The organism is Arenimonas caeni (genome assembly GCF_003024235.1).
Lineage (GTDB): Bacteria > Pseudomonadota > Gammaproteobacteria > Xanthomonadales > Xanthomonadaceae > Arenimonas > Arenimonas caeni.
Window position 1 is genome coordinate 77,800 of the sequence record NZ_KZ679092.1, and the last position, 16,122, is coordinate 93,921.

At 70.0% G+C, this 16,122-nt stretch carries 15 protein-coding genes; 11 read left to right on the forward strand and 4 right to left on the reverse strand.

Going from position 1 to position 16,122, the window contains the following annotated elements:
• The first annotated feature begins 89 nt into the window (after positions 1-89).
• From ccoN to C6N40_RS09650, 10 genes are read left to right on the forward strand one after another with little or no spacing between them, the layout of a single operon-like run.
• On the forward strand, positions 90-1,532 hold the full coding sequence (ccoN, locus tag C6N40_RS09605) for a cytochrome-c oxidase, cbb3-type subunit I (RefSeq protein ID WP_106990803.1): 1,443 nt from the start codon (positions 90-92) through the stop codon (positions 1,530-1,532).
• A 9-nt stretch (positions 1,533-1,541) separates the two neighbouring features.
• Entirely contained in the window at positions 1,542-2,147 is a 606-nt protein-coding gene (gene ccoO / locus C6N40_RS09610) for a cytochrome-c oxidase, cbb3-type subunit II (RefSeq protein ID WP_106990804.1), read from the forward strand.
• 2 nt (positions 2,148-2,149) lie between these two features.
• Entirely contained in the window at positions 2,150-2,290 is a 141-nt protein-coding gene (locus C6N40_RS09615; protein WP_106990805.1) for a cbb3-type cytochrome oxidase subunit 3, read from the forward strand.
• A complete protein-coding gene (gene ccoP, locus C6N40_RS09620) occupies positions 2,287-3,207 on the forward strand; it encodes a cytochrome-c oxidase, cbb3-type subunit III (RefSeq protein WP_106990806.1) in 921 nt (306 codons plus the stop codon). The genes C6N40_RS09615 and ccoP overlap by 4 nt, the downstream gene beginning before the upstream one ends.
• Positions 3,204-3,497, forward strand: a complete 294-nt coding sequence (locus C6N40_RS09625) for a hypothetical protein (protein WP_106990807.1) — start codon at positions 3,204-3,206, stop codon at positions 3,495-3,497. The genes ccoP and C6N40_RS09625 overlap by 4 nt, the downstream gene beginning before the upstream one ends.
• Before the next feature lie 3 nt (positions 3,498-3,500).
• Positions 3,501-5,054 carry a 4Fe-4S dicluster domain-containing protein gene (locus C6N40_RS09630; protein ID WP_106990808.1) on the forward strand — a complete coding sequence of 518 codons (1,554 nt, stop codon included), beginning with the start codon at positions 3,501-3,503 and terminating at the stop codon, positions 5,052-5,054.
• Positions 5,054-5,554, forward strand: coding sequence for a FixH family protein (locus tag C6N40_RS09635; protein ID WP_106990809.1), 501 nt, complete (start codon positions 5,054-5,056; stop codon positions 5,552-5,554). Before C6N40_RS09630 ends, C6N40_RS09635 begins: the two co-directional genes overlap by 1 nt.
• A gap of 5 nt (positions 5,555-5,559) precedes the next feature.
• Positions 5,560-7,923, forward strand: coding sequence for a heavy metal translocating P-type ATPase (locus C6N40_RS09640; RefSeq protein WP_106990810.1), 2,364 nt, complete (start codon positions 5,560-5,562; stop codon positions 7,921-7,923).
• Complete coding sequence (gene ccoS, locus C6N40_RS09645; RefSeq protein WP_106990811.1) at positions 7,920-8,147, forward strand: cbb3-type cytochrome oxidase assembly protein CcoS; 228 nt, start codon at positions 7,920-7,922, stop codon at positions 8,145-8,147. The genes C6N40_RS09640 and ccoS overlap by 4 nt, the downstream gene beginning before the upstream one ends.
• Positions 8,147-8,860, forward strand: a complete 714-nt coding sequence (locus tag C6N40_RS09650) for a sulfite exporter TauE/SafE family protein (protein WP_106990812.1) — start codon at positions 8,147-8,149, stop codon at positions 8,858-8,860. The genes ccoS and C6N40_RS09650 overlap by 1 nt, the downstream gene beginning before the upstream one ends.
• Here the strand turns inward: C6N40_RS09650 and C6N40_RS09655 are convergent.
• From C6N40_RS09655 to C6N40_RS09665, 3 genes are read right to left on the reverse strand one after another with little or no spacing between them, the layout of a single operon-like run.
• Positions 8,857-9,366 (reverse strand): DUF2165 family protein, encoded by a 510-nt coding sequence (locus C6N40_RS09655; protein ID WP_106990813.1) that lies wholly within the window; start codon positions 9,364-9,366, stop codon positions 8,857-8,859. The two genes, C6N40_RS09650 and C6N40_RS09655, sit on opposite strands and share 4 nt — an antisense overlap.
• A gap of 38 nt (positions 9,367-9,404) precedes the next feature.
• Positions 9,405-10,160: a helix-turn-helix domain-containing protein gene (locus tag C6N40_RS09660; RefSeq protein WP_106990814.1), complete on the reverse strand. Its 756-nt coding sequence runs from the start codon at positions 10,158-10,160 to the stop codon at positions 9,405-9,407.
• 1 nt (position 10,161) lies between these two features.
• Complete coding sequence (locus C6N40_RS09665; protein WP_106990815.1) at positions 10,162-12,231, reverse strand: alpha/beta hydrolase family protein; 2,070 nt, start codon at positions 12,229-12,231, stop codon at positions 10,162-10,164.
• Between the two features lie 109 nt (positions 12,232-12,340).
• Between C6N40_RS09665 and C6N40_RS09670 the strand changes: the two genes are divergently transcribed.
• Positions 12,341-14,059, forward strand: coding sequence for a peptide MFS transporter (locus C6N40_RS09670; RefSeq protein ID WP_240183497.1), 1,719 nt, complete (start codon positions 12,341-12,343; stop codon positions 14,057-14,059).
• Between the two features lie 76 nt (positions 14,060-14,135).
• On the opposite strand, the gene C6N40_RS09675 is transcribed toward C6N40_RS09670, so the two are convergent.
• Positions 14,136-16,118 carry an alpha/beta hydrolase family protein gene (locus tag C6N40_RS09675; protein ID WP_106990817.1) on the reverse strand — a complete coding sequence of 661 codons (1,983 nt, stop codon included), beginning with the start codon at positions 16,116-16,118 and terminating at the stop codon, positions 14,136-14,138.
• Positions 16,119-16,122 lie beyond the last annotated feature (4 nt).

The window sequence follows — 16,122 nt, forward strand, 5'->3', positions numbered from 1 at the left end:
CACGCCGGCGGCCGGGAGGAATTGACGCGGGTCAACCCGGAGCCACTCCGGGATGTACATAATTGCACCACGACTACGGGGAAGATCCGATGACGCTCGACAACAAGGCGGAAACCTATAACGACAAGGTCGTGATGCAGTTCGCCATCATGACCGTGGTCTGGGGCGTGGTGGGCATGCTGGTGGGGGTGATCATCGCCGCCCAGCTGTACTGGCCGTCCCTGAACTTCGACCTGCCCTGGTTCAGCTTCGGCCGCCTGCGGCCGCTGCACACCAATGCGGTCATCTTCGCCTTCGGCGGCTGCGCACTGTTCGCCACCAGCCTGTACGTGGTGCAGCGCACCTGCCACGTGCGCCTGATCAGCGACAAGCTCGCCGCCTTCGTGTTCTGGGGCTGGCAGGCGGTGATCGTGCTGGCCGCCATCACACTGCCGCTGGGCTACACCCAGTCCAAGGAGTACGCCGAGCTGGCCTGGCCGATCGACGTGCTGATCACCCTGGTCTGGGTGGCCTATGGCTGGATCTTCTTCGGCACCATCGCCAAGCGGCGCGTGAAGCACATCTTCGTCGCCAACTGGTTCTACGGCGCCTACATCATCGCCGTGGCCCTGCTGCACATCGTCAATTCGCTGGCCATGCCGGCCGGCCTGTGGCACAGCTACCCGGTCTACTCCGGCGCCGTCGACGCGATGGTGCAGTGGTGGTACGGCCACAACGCGGTCGGCTTCTTCCTGACCGCCGGCTTCCTGGGCATGATGTATTACTTCGTGCCGCGCCAGGCCAACCGGCCGATCTACAGCTACCGCCTGTCGATCGTGCACTTCTGGGCCCTGATCGCCGTCTACATGTGGGCCGGCCCGCACCACCTGCACTACACCGCCCTGCCCGACTGGGTGCAGTCGGTGGGCATGGTGTTCTCGCTGATCCTGCTGGCGCCCAGCTGGGGCGGCGCGATCAACGGCATCATGACCCTCTCGGGCGCCTGGCATAAGCTGCGCACCGACCCGATCATCAAGTTCCTCGTCGTCGCCATCTCGTTCTACATGATGAGCACCTTCGAGGGCCCGATGATGTCGATCAAGACGGTCAACGCGCTCAGCCACTACACCGACTGGACCATCGGCCACGTGCACTCCGGCGCGCTGGGCTGGGTGGCGATGATCTCGATCGGCTCGATCTACATGCTGATCCCGCGCTGCCTGGGCCTGAAGGAAATGGCCAGCGTGAAGATGATCGACCAGCACTTCTGGGTGCACACCATCGGCGTGGTGCTCTACACCGTCTCGATGTGGATCGCCGGCATCTACCAGGGCCTGATGGCGCGCGCCGCCAACGACGACGGCACGCTCACCTACGCCTTCGCCGAGATCGTCGAGTTCAACTACCCCTACTACCTGGTTCGCCTGCTGGGTGGCGTCCTGGTCATCATCGGCATGGTCCTGATGTCCGTGAACACCGTGCGCACCTTCCGCATGGCGCGGGGCCTGACCGAGTCCCCCGTCATCCCGCCCGCCGCCGAGAAGCACGCCTGAGGATCCGACATGAGCCACGAGAAGATCGAAACCAATGTCGGCTGGATGGCGATCCTGATCGCCATCGTGATCAGCTTCGGCGGCATCGCCGAGATCGTCCCGCTGATGTACCAGGCCGAGGCGGTCAAGCCGCTGCCGGGCGTCAAGCCCTACCCCGCCCTGGAGCTGGCCGGCCGCGACGTCTACGTCCGCGAAGGCTGCTACAACTGCCACTCGCAGATGGTGCGCACCCTGCGCCACGAGACCGAGCGCTACGGCCACTACTCGCTCGCCGGTGAGTCGGTCTACGACCGGCCCTTCCAGTGGGGCTCCAAGCGCACCGGCCCGGACCTGGCCCGCGTCGGCGGCCGCTACTCCGACGACTGGCACCGCGTGCACCTGATGGACCCGCGCGCGGTGGTGCCGGTGTCGAACATGCCCGCCTACCCCTGGCTGGCCGAAGCCCAGGTCGACCCGGCCGTGGTGGCCCGCAACATGCGCGCGCTGCAGCGCCTGGGCGACCCGTACACGCAGGAGGACCTCGACGGCGTTGCCGCCGCCGTGGCCGGCAAGTCCGAGATGGACGCGCTGATCGCCTACCTGCAGGGCCTCGGCAAGCACGCGCCGAAGGGCTGACCATGGTCGCCGGAATTTCCACCGTACTGCTCCTGATCCTGTTCCTGGCCGGCGTGGCCTGGGCTTACAGCCGCAAGCGCAAGCCCGATTTCGACGCCGCCGCCCGCCTGCCCCTCGAAGACGACCGCGAGAACAACCCATGACTACCGGCTGGTCCCTATTCGTCATCTTCCTGGTCGTCCTGAACATCGGCGGCTGTGCCTGGCTGCTGTGGTGGACGTCCAAGCGCCGCGGCGACGAAGCCCGCAACGCCGAAACCACAGGCCATGTCTGGGACGGCGACCTCACCGAATACAACAAGCCGCTGCCGCGCTGGTGGATCATCCTGTTCTGGCTGACCATCGCCTACTCGGTGGCCTACCTGGCCTGGTATCCCGGCATGGGCAACTTCGCCGGCACCTCGGGCTGGACCTCGGCCAAGGAACACGACGCCGACAAGGCCGAGGCCGATGCGCGCCTGGCCGAGGCCTTCGGCCGCTTCGACGGCATGGCCATCGACGAGATCGCCGGCCATCCCGAGGCCGTGGCCTTCGGTGCCCGCCTGTTCCAGAACTACTGCGCGCAGTGCCACGGCTCGGACGCCCGCGGTGCCCGCGGCTTCCCGAACCTCACCGACGGCGACTGGCTCTGGGGCGACAGCCCCGACCAGATCCTCACCACCATCCTGGCCGGCCGCCAGGCGGCGATGCCGCCGCTGGCCGCGGCGATCGGTGGCGACATCGGCGTCACCGAGGTCACCGCCTACGTGCAGAGCCTGTCGGGCATCAAGGCCGACCCGGCCCTGGCCGCCGCCGGCCAGGCGCGCTACGCCGGCGTCTGCGCCGCCTGCCACGGCCCCGAGGGCAAGGGCAACCCGATCCTCGGCGCGCCCAACCTCACCGACGACACCTGGCTGTACGGCAGCGACTTCAACAGCATCGCCGAGGGCATCCGCAACGGCCGCAACGGCATGATGCCGGCGCACGAGCCGATCATCGGCGAGACCCGCAGCCGCCTGGTCGGTGCCTATGTCTGGTCCATCTCCCACGGGAGCAACGAGGCTGCGACGGAGGCGCCGTGAGCGCTCCGCACGACCGCTTCGACCACCCGCCCCGGCCGCTCGCGCAGCGGCTCGGGGCGATCCTCTGGCCGAGCTTCTTCGCCGCCGGCGTGGCCACGATGGTGTTCTTCGCCTTCGTCGACCCGCTGGCGCTGCGTGACATGACCTTCCCGGAAGTCGAGATCAGCCGCGGCATGGGCTACACGATCGGCTTCTTCATGTTCTGGGCCTGCACTGCCGCCAGCAGCCTGTTCACCTGGATCCTGCTGCGGCCGGCCAGCCGCTTCAACAAACCGCTGTCGGGAGGCTGAGCCATGGCCCGCAAGATCCCCAGCGAACTGGTCGAGGAAGTCTCCCTCTACGTCGCCGAGAAGAAGGTCTACCCGCGCGAGCAGGACGGCTTCACCCAGCGCCTGCGCAAGGCCGCCGTCATCTGGCTGCTCGGCATGTACTACGGCTTCGCCTGGCTGCAGTGGGACGACCGCCAGGCCGTGCTCTGGGACCTGCCGGCGCGCAAGTTCTACGTCTTCGGCCTGGTGTTCTGGCCGCAGGACTTCTTCTACCTGGCCCTGCTGCTGGTGATGGCCGGCCTGAGCCTGTTCTTCTTCACCGCGATCGCCGGCCGCCTGTGGTGCGGTTACGCCTGCCCGCAGACGGTGTGGACCGAAGTCTTCATCTGGATGGAGCGCTGGACCGAGGGCGACCGCAACAAGCGCATGAAGCTCGACGCCAGTCCCTGGACGCGCGAGAAGGTGCTGCGCAAGGGTTCCAAGCACGTCCTGTGGCTGCTGTTCGCGCTGTGGACGGGCTTCACCTTCGTCGGCTACTTCACCCCCATCCGCGACCTCGCCGACCGGCTCGTTCCCTTCGCCTGGGGCGGCTGGGAGATCTTCTGGGTGCTGTTCTACTCGCTGGCCACCTGGGGCAATGCCGGCGTGCTGCGCGAGCAGGTCTGCAAGTACATGTGCCCCTACGCGCGCTTCCAGGGCGCGATGTTCGACCGCAACACCCTGATCATCGCCTACGACCCCATGCGCGGCGAGCCGCGCGGCCCGCGCAAGAAGGGCAAGCTGGGCAGCGTGCTCGAGCGCGCGCGCGGCCTGCTGCCGCTGGACGTGGCCACCAGCGCGGTGGTGCACGCGGCCCAGCACCGCAGCGCCGCCGACCTGCAGCTCGGCGCCCGTGCCACCACCGGCCTGGTGGTGGACGAACAGCACGGCTTGCCGCCGCCGCCCAAGGCTGAGTCGCCCGACGACCTCGGCGACTGCATCGACTGCACCATCTGCGTGCAGGTGTGCCCGACCGGCATCGACATCCGCAACGGCCTGCAGTACGAGTGCATCGCCTGCGGCGCCTGCGTGGACGCCTGCGACATGGTGATGGACAAGATGGGCTATCCGCGCGGCCTGGTGCGCTACACCTCGCAGAACGCGGTGGAAGGCAAGGCGGCGCGCCTGCTGCGCCCGCGCGTGCTGGTCTACGGCGGCCTGCTGCTGGCGCTGGCGGTCGGCTTCGCGGTGGGCATCGCCCAGCGCAGCCCGCTGATCGTCGACGTGATGCGCGACCGCAACGCGCTCTATCGCCAGGCCAGCGACGGCAGCATCGAGAACACCTACACGGTGCGCATCGTCAACAAGGACATCGTGCCCCGCAACTTCACCATCCGCATCAACGGCCCCGAGGGCCTGGTGCTGGTCGAGCAGGGCGCCGTGCACGCGGCCGCCGCCGAGGAAGTGCTCACGGTGCCGGTGACGCTGCGGGCCCCCGCGGGGCTGGCAAAGGGCCGGGTGGACGTCGAACTGGTGGTCGAGTCCGACGCCGAGGGCGTCAGCGAGACCGAGGAGACCCGTTTCTTCGGGCCCTTCTGATGAGCGACGTCGTCGAAAAGCGCGGCTCCGGCCGCAACCCCGTGCTCTGGCTCGTGCTGGGCATCCCCGCCGCCACCATCGTGGCCGGCATCTGGACGCTGGTGGTCGCCACCGGCAACAGCGCCGTCGACGCCGACCCGGACCCTGTGCGCCGCACCGCCCAGGTGCAGGTGGCCTCGGTGGAGGCCGACGCCGAGGCCTCGCGCCTGGGCCTGTCGGCCACGGCGAAGGTGCAGGCCGACGGCGTGGTGGTCACCCTGCAGGGCCCGGCCGGGCCGCAGGCACCGGTGCTGCAGCTGGTGCACCCGCTGGAGTCTTCCTTCGACCGCACCCTGTCGCTGCAGCCCGGCCCCGACGGCTGGCGGAGCGCCGAAACGCTGGCTGCCGCGCACGGCTGGCAGCTGCGCCTGCAGGCCGCCGACGGCCACTGGCGGCTGGTGGGGCGCTACCGCCCCGGTGACACCGAGGTGGCGCTGACGCCGGCCATCGGCGCCGACTGACGACCATGCCCCTGCCGGTCTGTTTCCACTGCGGCGAGCCCCTGCCCGCCGAGCCACTGCATGTCCGGATCGATGGCGTCGAACGCGCGGTCTGCTGCAACGGCTGCGGCGCAGCCGCCAACTGGATCCGCGACGCCGGCCTGGCCGACTACTACCGCCTGCGCGACGGCGCCGGCGCCCGCGTGGACGTGCTGCCCGGCGACTACAGCGCCTGGGACCGAGCCGACGTGCAGGCCGGGCACGCCAGCACCACCCCCACCGGCCGCGGCATCACCGTGGTCTGCGAAGGAATGCACTGCGCCGCCTGCGCCTGGCTCATCGACCACGCCCTGCGGCGCGAGCCGGGCGTGCAGGACGTCGGCGCCAACGCGGTCACCGGCCGCGTGCACATCGAATGGGACCCGGCGCGCACGCCGCTTTCGGCCGTGCTCGCCCGCCTGGCGGCGCTGGGCTACAAGCCACACCTGGCCCAGGGCGAGGACGCCGAGCGCGAGCGCCGGCGTGAGCGCAACCGCATGATCGCCCGGCTCGGCGTGGCCGCGCTGGGCGCCACCCAGGCCATGATGTTCGCCGAGGCGCTCTACCTCGACACCGCCAGGGAGATGGCGCCGGCCACGCGCGACTTCTTCCGCTGGATCACCTTCCTGGTGAGCACGCCGGTGGTGTTCTTCTCGGGCTGGCCCTTCCTGGCCGGCATGGCCACCGAACTGCGGCACCGGCGCCCGGGCATGGACACCCTGGTCGCCACCTCGGTGCTGCTGGCCTATTTCGCCAGCCTGGTGGAAACGCTGCGCGAGGGCGCCCACGTCTGGTACGACGCGGCGGTGATGTTCGTGCTGTTCCTGCTGGCCGCGCGCTTCCTCGAACGCATGGCGCGGCGGCAGGCCAGCGCACGCCTGGACACGCTGGCCCGGGCGCAGCCGGCCCTGGCCTGGCGCGAAGCCGACGGCGGCCGCGAGCAGGTACCGGTGGCCGCACTGGCGGCCGGCGACGTGGTGCAGGTGGCGGCCGGCGACACCGTACCCGCCGACGGCGAGCTGCTCGACGCCGGCGCGGCGGTGGACGAGTCCCTGCTCACCGGCGAATCGACCCCGGTAGCCAAGGCCGCAGGCGACACGCTCTACGCCGGCAGCACCTGCCGCGAGTCGGCGGCGCGCCTGCGCGTGCTGCGCACCGGTGCCGAAACCCGCCTGTCCCAGCTCACCCGCGCAGTGGAGAAGGCCCAGGCCAACCGGCCGCGCATAGCGCATTTCGCCGACACGGTGGCGATGCGTTTCGTGATCACGCTCTTCCTCATCGCCGGCGTGGTGTTCTGGGCCTGGTGGCAGGTGGAGCCGGCGCGCGCCTTCGAGATCGCGCTGGCGGTGCTGGTGGTCAGCTGCCCCTGCGCGCTGTCGCTGGCGGTGCCGGCGGCGCTGGCCACCGCCCACGGCGCGCTGGCGCGCATGGGCGTGCTGGCGCTCGGCGCCGATGCGCTCGAATCGCTGGCGCGCGCCGACACCGTGGTGCTCGACAAGACCGGCACGCTGACGCTGGGCCAGCCCCGCCTGCAGCGGGCCGAGGCGATCGAGGGCGACATCGAGCGCTGGCTGGCGGTGGCGGCGGCGCTGGAGAGCAACGCGGGCCATCCGCTGGCGCTGGCGTTCGGCGACGGCCGTGGCGCCTCCGCGGCGCAGGTGCAGGCCAGCCCCGGGCGCGGCGTGTCGGGCTTCGTGGACGGCGTCGAATACCGTCTTGGCCAGGCCGCCTTCGCCGCCGGCCGCGACGACGACGGCGCGCTGTGGCTGGGCGATGGTTCGCGCGCCCTCGCCCGCTTCGAAGTGGCCGACCCGCTGCGCGCGGACGCCGGCGCGGCCGTGGCGGCCCTGCGCGGGCTCGGCCTGCGGCCGGTGCTGCTCAGCGGCGACGGCGAGGCAACCGTCCGCGCGGTAGCGGGCACCCTGGGCATCGAGGACTTCGCCGCGCGGCAATCGCCCGAGGGCAAGCTCGAGGCGGTGCATGCGCTGCAGGCCGCCGGCCACCGGGTGCTCGCCGTCGGCGACGGCATCAACGACGCGCCGCTGCTGGCGGGCGCCGACGTCTCGGCGGCGATGGCGGCGGGTGCGCCGCTGGCACAGCGCTCGGCCGACCTGGTGCTGGCCGGGCCGCGGCTGATGCGCCTGCCGGAGTCGGTGGCGCTGGCGCGGCGCACGCGCCGGATCATCCGCCAGAACCTCGGCTGGGCCCTGGCCTACAATGTGCTGGCCCTGCCCTTCGCGGCACTCGGCTGGGTCACGCCGGGCATCGCGGCGCTGGGCATGGCGGCCTCCTCGCTGGTGGTCACGGTCAACGCGCTGCGCCTGGGGCGCACGCCCCAGGGCGAACAATGAACATCCTGCTGGCGCTGATCCCAATTTCCCTGATGCTGCTGGGCCTGGCCATCTGGGCCTTCCTGTGGGCGGTGCGGCGGGGCCAGTTCGACGACCTCGACACGCCGGCGCTGGACATGCTGCGCGAGAACGACCGGCCGGACCGGCCGCAGCCCGACGCCAGGGCGCAGGCGGCCGACGCCGCCAGGCCCGCGCCCGACGACCGCGACGCCCCGCCCCGCTGATGCCCATCGACCTGATCACGCTCGGCGCGGCCCTGCTCACCGGCCTGCTCGGCGGCGTGCACTGCGTGGCCATGTGCGGCGGCATCGCCACCGGCCTGGCGGCCACGGCGGGCAAGCCGGGCCTGGGCAATGCCTTCGCCCTCAACGGCGGCCGCGTGCTGGGCTACACCGTGGCCGGCGCGATCGTCGGCGGCTTCGGCGGCGGCCTGCTGCTGCTCGCGCGCTCCGACGCCGTGGCCACGGGCCTGCGCGTGGCCATGGGCGCGGTGCTGCTGATGGTCGCCGTGCGCCTGATGTGGCCGCACGCGCTGGGCTTCTTCAACCGCGGCGGCCAGTGGCTCTGGAAGGCGCTGCGCCCGCTGCAATCACGCCTGCCGGCCGCCGGCCCGCTGCGGCCCTGGGCCATGGGCCTGCTCTGGGGCTGGCTGCCCTGCGGATTGTCGAGCACCGTGCTCGTCGCCGCCTGGCTCGAGGCCAGCGCCCTGCACGGCGCGCTGGTGATGGCCAGCTTTGGCCTGGGCACGATGGCGACGATGGTGCCCGTCACCTGGAGCGGCGCGCGCCTGGGTGGCCTGCTCGCCGATCGCCGCTGGCGCCTCGGCGCCGCCGGGTTGGTTGCCCTCGCCGGCCTGGTCACCATGGCCGGCCCCTGGCTCGCCGGCCAGCCGGCGATCCATGCGGTGCTCGAGGCGATGGGCTGCCGCTCGGTCTAGGCATCCTCCTGCTGGACAAAGATGCCTACGGCCAGCAGGGTGAGGTAGAAGCGAAATGCGCTTTCCTGTCCGTTCCATTGGCTCGATTGCCACATCAGGAACCATTCGCCGCCAACCACCATGAAACCGCCGAACCACAGCACGAAGCCGGCCAGGACACCCCAGAGCGCACTTTGCCTGGCACGGGAAAACTCGGCGGGGCTGGCCCGGCGCGCACGCCACAAGGCCCAGGCGCCCCGGCCCAGGAGGCCAGCCACCAGCAGCTCGCTGGCAATGATCAGCCAATAGGCCAGGTGCCATGCCAGCGGCTGCCCGATCGCGCGCCAGCGCGCCGTGCTGTCGGCAAACACGGTGTCCATCGCCAGTACATGCTGCACGAAGGCGAAGTTACTGTCGTAGTCGCTCAGGTTGTTGTATGCGACCAGCGCCGCAAAGGCGCTGAGGCAGGCCAGCATCACTGCTTTGGCGCAGCGGCTGGCAGACAGGGGGGAGCGTGGAATAGACATGGATGGGGACGAAAGCCGGGTGCGGCCGCGAAGGCTGATCAGCGCTGCCCGCGCACCTTCGCACCGGCCGCCGCCGGCGCATGCACCAGCCCGTCGAGCCGCACGCGATCGAGGATCTTCAGCTGGCGGCCGCGCACCGCGATGATGCCCTCGTCCTGCAGCTTGCCCAGCGTGCGGCTCACGGTTTCGATCACCAGGCCGAGGTAGCTGGCGATGTCCTCGCGGCTCATCGGCAGGGTGAACACGTCGCCGGGCAGGCCGAGCAGGCGGTAGCGCTCGCCCAGGCCGTGCAGGAACAGGGCCACGCGCTCGTGGGCCTGCTTGCGGCCCAGCATCTCCAGGTGGCTCTGGTCGCGGTTGATGCCCTGGCCGATGATGCGCAGCAGCTGGTGCTGCAGGCCGGGGATCTGCCGGCAGACCGATTCGAGCTGGGCGAGCGGGATTTCGCATACCGTCGCCGGACTCAGCGCCTCGGCCTCGCAGGCGTGCTTGCCGCTGCCCATCGCGTCCAGGCCCATCAGTTCGCCCGGCAGGTGGAAACCGACCACCTGCTGTTCGCCCTCGGCATCGATGGCCACGGTCTTGAACGCACCCTCGCGCGCCACGTAAAGCGAGCCCAGCGGCTGGCCGGCACGGAACAGCGTGTCGCCACGCGCCAGCGGGCGGCGCGCCTTGACGATCTCGTCGAGTTGCCCGAGGTCGCCGGCGCCGATGCCGGCGGGCAGGCAGAGCACGTGCAGCGAACACTGCGCGCAGCTGCGCCTGAGTTTCTCTATGTCGACGACCTCGGTCACGTCACTCCTGCTCCGCCGTCCAGCGCTTGAGCCAGTCGTTCACGGTCTCGTGCCAGAGCACGCTGTTGTGCGGCTTGAGCACCCAGTGGTTCTCGTCCGGGAAGTACAGCAGCTGGCTGGGCACGCCCTGGCGCTGGGCCGCCGAGAACGCAGCCAGGCCCTGCTCCACCAGCACGCGGTAGTCGAGCTGGCCGTGGATGACCAGCATCGGCGACTTCCAGTTGCCGACGTGGTTGATCGGATTGAACTTCTCGTAGGCCTCCGGCACCTGCACCGGCGTGCCGCCGTTCTCCCACTCGGTGAACCACAGCTCTTCGGTGTTGAAGCCCATGATGCGCGTGTCCACCACGCCGGCATGGTTGACCAGGCAGCGGAAGCCGTCGGGCCAGTTGCCGGCGATCCAGCTCACCATGTAGCCACCGTAGCTGCCGCCCAGGGCGCAGGCGCGCTCGCCGTCGAGGAAGCCGTACTTCTCCTGCGCGGCGGCCCAGCCCTTCTGCAGGTCCTCTAGCGGCTTGCCGCCCCAGTCGCCGCTGATCGAGTCGGTGAAGGCCTGGCCGTAGCCGGTGGAGCCGTGGAAGTCGATCATCACCACCGCGAAGCCGGCGCCGGCATACGTCTGCGGGTTCCAGCGGTAGTGGAAGTTGTTGCCGAAGCTGCCCTGCGGGCCGCCGTGGATCAGGAAGGCCACCGGGTAGCGCTTGCCTTCTTCGTAGTCGGCCGGCTTGACCACGTAGCCATGCACGGTTTCGTCGTTCCAGCCCTTGAAGCTGAACTGCTCGTAGTCGCCGAAGCGGATGTCGGCCAGCCGGTCCTCGTTGTTGCGGGTGACCTGGCGCGCGGCGCTGCCGTCGGCGCGGGCGACGAAGGCCTGGGCCGGCGACTTGAGGTTCTCGTGGGTGTAGGCCAGGGTGTCGCCGGCCAGGTCGTAGCCGCCGACCGTGCCGCCGCCGACCACCTTCTCGACCGCGCCGCTGGCGATTTCCACCTTGAACAGCGAGTAGGTTCCCACGTCCTGGGCCGTGGTGTAGATCGACTTGCCGTCGGCCGAGAGCGTGATGTTGCTGGCCGAGCGGTCCCAGTCCGGGGCGATCTCGCGGGCCTTGCCGCTGCGCAGGTCCAGCGCCATCAGGGCCAGGCGGTCGGCCTCGAAGCCCGGGCGCTTCATGGCGCGGTAGTAGAGCGTGCGGCCGTTGGCGCTGAACACCGGGCCGCCGTCGAGCGCCGGGTTGCCGGCGGTCAGGTTCTGCGGCGCGCGGCGGGCGCGCACCCAGACGCGCCAGAGGTCGAAGTTGGTCGACCAGGCCTCGTCGCTGCCCGCGGCCTTGGCCGAGAGCACCAGCGACTGGCCGTCCGGCGCCCAGGCGTAGTCTTCCTTGCCGCCGAAGGGCACGCCCGGCACGTCGCCGTCGATGCCGGCGCTCACGCGCACCGGCTCGCCCGCGGCCTTGCCGTCGGCGCCGAGGCTGGCGACGAACAGCTGGTTGCGGCGGCCGTCCTTCCAGCTGTCCCAGTGGCGCACGAACAGCTGGTCGTAGACCACGCCGCTGGCCTTGCCGGCGGCGCGCTCGTCGAGCCGCTGCCGGGTGCAGGCCAGGTCGCCGCAGTCGGTGAACACGCTGAAGCTGACCGCCAGCGCCTTGCCGTCGGGCGAGAGCCTGAAGGTGCCGACGTCGAGCGGGTAATCGGTGACCTGCACCGGCTCGCTGGCGCCAACCGCCTGCTTCCAGACCTGCGAGCTGCCGGACTTGGCCGAAAGGAACCAGACCTCGCGGCCATCGGGCGAGAACGCCGGGCTGTTGACGCCCATGCCTTCCGGCGTGAAACGCACCGGCGGCGCCGCGTCGCGCGCGTGCAGGTTCTCGATCCACAGGCCGGTGCTGGCCTTGTTGTTCTCGTAGTCCACCTCGCGCACGGCCAGCACCAGGAAGCGGCCGTCGGGCGAGAGCGTGGGCGAGTTCACGCGCTCGAGCGTGACCAGGTCACGGGCGTCGAATGGCTTTGCGGCATGGGCCGGCACGGCCATCTGGGCGGAAACGAGGGCGGCCAGCAGGGCGGACTTGAACGTCATGGCGGGAATCCGTGGGGCGAACGCCCATGGTAGGCAGCCGACCGGCCGGACGCAAAGCGCCGGGGCCCTGGCCGTGCCTATACTTCGCCGTCCAGAACGGAGCGTTCACGTGGCCATCACAAACAATCCCCCGGCCGGCGACTTCCTCGGCCATCCCAAGGGCCTGTTCGTCTGCTTCTTCACGGAGATGTGGGAACGCTTCTCGTTCTACGGAATGAAGGCGCTCCTGCTCCTGTACCTGCTCAAGTACCACCTGTTCACCGACGACCTGGGCTACGACCTGCTCGGCGCCTACGGTGGGCTGGTCTACGCGGTGCCGGTGATCGGCGGCCTGCTGGCCGACCGCTACCTGGGCATGCGCAAGGCCGTGGTGCTCGGCGGCGTGCTGCTGGTGCTGGGCCACCTGGGCATGGCCTTCGAGGGCGAGCAGGCCCGGCTGGTGGACGGCGTGGTGGTGCGCGACGAGGGCGCGCTGCAGGTGTTCTACCTGTCGCTGGCGCTGATCATCATGGGCGTGGGCTTCCTCAAGCCCAACATCTCCACCATCGTCGGCCGGCTCTATCCGCCCAACGACCCGCGCCTGGACTCGGGCTTCACCCTCTTCTACGCCGGCATCAACGTCGGCGCCATGTTCGCCAGCCTGGTCTGCGCCTTCCTCGGCGAGACCTACGGCTGGAAGTACGGCTTCGGCGCCGCCGGCATCGGCATGGTGGCCGGCCTGGTGATGTTCCTGTGGGGCCAGAAGTACCTGATGGGCCACGCCGAGCCGAACGACCCGGCCCGACTGCGCGAGAAGGTCGGCCCGATCAGCCGCGAATGGCTGATCTACCTGGGCAGCTTCGGCGGCGTGCTGGTGGTCTGGCAGCTGATCCAGCGCACCTGGACCGTGCACGGCGCGATGCACCTGATCGCCCTGGCCTTCACGGCCTGGTTCGTCTGGTTCCTGGTGCGCAAGTGCAGCCGCAAGGAGCGCGAGCAGATGGTGGCGCTGGTGCTGCTGATCTTCGGCGTGCTCATCTTCTTCGCGCTCTACGAGCAGACCTACGGCTCCTGGGTGACCTTCACCGACCGCATGCTCACCAAGGACCTGTTCGGATTGGCCATCGCCGACTACGTGCCGGCCGTGCCCTGGGCGATCTACTCGCTGGGCCTGAGCCCGCTGCTGATGATCGCCGCGCTCATGGCCAGCGACCGCGGGCGCCCGGGCCTGGCCAAGGCCCTGGTGTCGCTGCTGGCGATCGGCCTGGCGGTGGCGATCACCCACGACGTGGTGATGGTGCCGCAGACCGCCGGCTCGCTGACCTTCCTCGGCGCCTTCTTCATCGTCATCCTCTCGCCGATCTTCGCCTGGCTCTGGCCCTGGCTCGACCGCCGCGGCCTCAACCCGAGCAAGCCCGTGAAGATGGCCATCGGCCTGGTCTTCGCCGGCCTGGCCTTCGTGCCGATGATGTGGGCCGCCGAATCCGCCTCGGGTGGCCAGATGGCCAGCGTCTGGTGGCTGGTGCTGGCCTACTTCGTGCTCGAGATCGGCGAGATGTGCCTGTCGCCGATCGGCCTGTCGGCCGTCACCCAGCTTTCGGTCGCCCGCGTGGTGGGCCTGATGATGGGCGCGTTCTGGCTGGCCACGGCCTATTCGGAGGTGCTGGCCGCGCAGTTCGGCAAGCTCGCCTCGCTCGACCTGGTCGAGGGCGCGGGCGTGGACATGGCCCTGGCCGGCGAGAAGTACGGCGGCCTGTTCGAGCTGATGCTCTGGATCGGCGTGGGCTCGGGCATCGTCTACCTGCTCATCAGCCCGCTGGTGCGGCGCTGGATGCACGACATCCGCTGAGTCCCGCTGCCCGGCGGGCCGGAAAAAGAAAACGGCGCCTTCGTGGCGCCGTTTCCTTCCTGCCTCGTTGGCCGGCTCAGTTGGCCGCGGCCGTGCGCGGCGCGCCGCCGATGTGGCGGTTGAAGAAGTCGAGCATCTGCGTGTACAGCTTCACGCGGTTGTCGACGTCGTAGAAGCCGTGCATTTCGCCGGACTGGATGATCATGCCCTCGGGCTTGTTGCCGGCCTTGCTCAGCGCGGCGTACATGGCCTCGGTGTGCTCCGGCGGGCAGCGCGGGTCGCGGGCGCCGGCGGCCAGGAACACCGGCAGGCGGATCTTGTCGACGTGGTTGATCGGCGACATCGCGTCCTGCTCGGCGCGGGTCCTGCCGAAGGCACGCTCGAGGTAGCGCTTGCCGCCGTCGCTCTTGCTGGTGTCGCTGAGCCGGTTCTGGATCTGCGCGTCGTACATGCCCACGTAGCCGAAGGCGCACTTGAACAGCGCCTGGTCCACGGCCGGCGCCATCATGGCCGAGTAGCCGCCGAAGCTGCCGCCATAGATGCAGATGCGGTCCTTGTCGGCGACTCCCTCCTGGATGGCCCAGCGGGTGGCGTCGATGATGTCGTGCATGATGCCGGTGTTCCACTGGCCGTAGGCCATGTCCTGGAACGCCTTGCCGAAACCACCCGAGCCGCGGAAGTTCACCTGCAGGGTGGCGTAGCCGCGGCTGGCGAACAGCTGGGTCTCCGGGTTGTAGCCCCAGCTGTCGCGCGGACCCATCGGGCCGCCGTGCGGGTTGACGATCATCGGCAGGTTCTTGCCGTCGCTGCCGGCCGGGATCGTGAGGTAGCCGTGGATGCGCATGCCGTCGCGGTTGACGAAGTCAAAGGCGCGCACGCTGGCGGCGGTGCTGTTGTCCACCCAGTCGCGGTTCTTCATCAGGAACTGCGCCCGGCCGCTGCTGCGGTCGTAGAGGTAGAGCTCGCCCGGGTTGCGGTCGCTGGAAACGGAAACGATGATCTTGTTGCCGTCGCGGGTGGCGGAGCTGAAGTTCACCACCTGCCCCGGGAACGCGGCGGCCAGCGAGGTGTAGAGGCCGGCGTCCGGGTGCTCCTCGTCGAGCACGGTCAGCTTCGGCAGCCCGGCGGCGGTGAACACCGCCAGCGCCTTGTCGTCCCTCGGCGACACGACGATGCCCGCCACATCGGACACGGGATCCTGGAACAGGCGCTGGAACTTGCCGGTGGCCCGGTCGAGGGTGCCGAAGGCCGCCGGCGCCTTGCCGTCGTCCTGGTCGGCATAGATGGTGCCGTCGGCGGCGGCCCAGCGCACGCGCAGCTGCTTGCCTTCGTCGATGTCCTCGTTGTTCACCAGCACCCACTTGCCGTCGTCGCCGAGCTTGTGCAGCTCGGTGCGGGGATCGTACTGGCCCGCCTCGTCGCGTTCGTCGTAGCACAGGGCGTACCGGGGCTGCTTCTTCTCGTCGATCTGCAGCGAGCAGTTCTCGCGCGGTGCGCGGGCGATCGAGCGGCGGCTGCCGGTGAAGGTGTCCACCAGCACCAGCTCGGTGCCGGCGCCGTCCTTCGATCGCGGGTAGGTGACCGTCATGAGCACGTTGCGCGGATCGTCGACCAGCGGGTCGAGCAGGTTGAAACGCTCGTTGCCCACTGCCTTGCTGCGCTCGGCGGCCGAGCGGCTGCCGTAGAAGATGATCGGCTGCGGCTTGCTGCCGTCGGCATTGACGGCGTACCACTCGCCGGTGCCTCTGGGCTGCTCGTAGCTGCCGATCTTCTGCACCGCGGTGAACACCAGGCGGTCGTCGCTGGCCCAGCGGTAGCCGGCCACCGACTTGTCGTTCGGCAGCACGTTGATCTTGAGCAGCTTCATGTCCGCCAGGCGGATCACGGTGAGCACGTCCTGGCCGCCCCGGTCGACGCCGACCGCGAGGTATTCGCCGTTGGGCGAGATGCGCGCGCTCGAATAGGCGGCATGGCGCATGAAGTATTCGATCGACGGCGGCTCGGCGGCGTTGGCGCCTGCACCGGCCATCAGGCCCAGCGCCAGGAAGGCGGATTTCATCTCG

Coding starts and splice junctions, on each gene's coding strand:
- ccoN (WP_106990803.1), top strand. CDS start 90: ATGACGCTCGACAACAAGGCGGAAACCTATAACGACAAGGTCGTGATG.
- ccoO (WP_106990804.1), top strand. CDS start 1,542: ATGAGCCACGAGAAGATCGAAACCAATGTCGGCTGGATGGCGATCCTG.
- C6N40_RS09615 (WP_106990805.1), top strand. CDS start 2,150: ATGGTCGCCGGAATTTCCACCGTACTGCTCCTGATCCTGTTCCTGGCC.
- ccoP (WP_106990806.1), top strand. CDS start 2,287: ATGACTACCGGCTGGTCCCTATTCGTCATCTTCCTGGTCGTCCTGAAC.
- C6N40_RS09630 (WP_106990808.1), top strand. CDS start 3,501: ATGGCCCGCAAGATCCCCAGCGAACTGGTCGAGGAAGTCTCCCTCTAC.
- C6N40_RS09635 (WP_106990809.1), top strand. CDS start 5,054: ATGAGCGACGTCGTCGAAAAGCGCGGCTCCGGCCGCAACCCCGTGCTC.
- C6N40_RS09640 (WP_106990810.1), top strand. CDS start 5,560: ATGCCCCTGCCGGTCTGTTTCCACTGCGGCGAGCCCCTGCCCGCCGAG.
- ccoS (WP_106990811.1), top strand. CDS start 7,920: ATGAACATCCTGCTGGCGCTGATCCCAATTTCCCTGATGCTGCTGGGC.
- C6N40_RS09650 (WP_106990812.1), top strand. CDS start 8,147: ATGCCCATCGACCTGATCACGCTCGGCGCGGCCCTGCTCACCGGCCTG.
- C6N40_RS09655 (WP_106990813.1), bottom strand. CDS start 9,366: ATGTCTATTCCACGCTCCCCCCTGTCTGCCAGCCGCTGCGCCAAAGCA.
- C6N40_RS09665 (WP_106990815.1), bottom strand. CDS start 12,231: ATGACGTTCAAGTCCGCCCTGCTGGCCGCCCTCGTTTCCGCCCAGATG.
- C6N40_RS09675 (WP_106990817.1), bottom strand. CDS start 16,118: ATGAAATCCGCCTTCCTGGCGCTGGGCCTGATGGCCGGTGCAGGCGCC.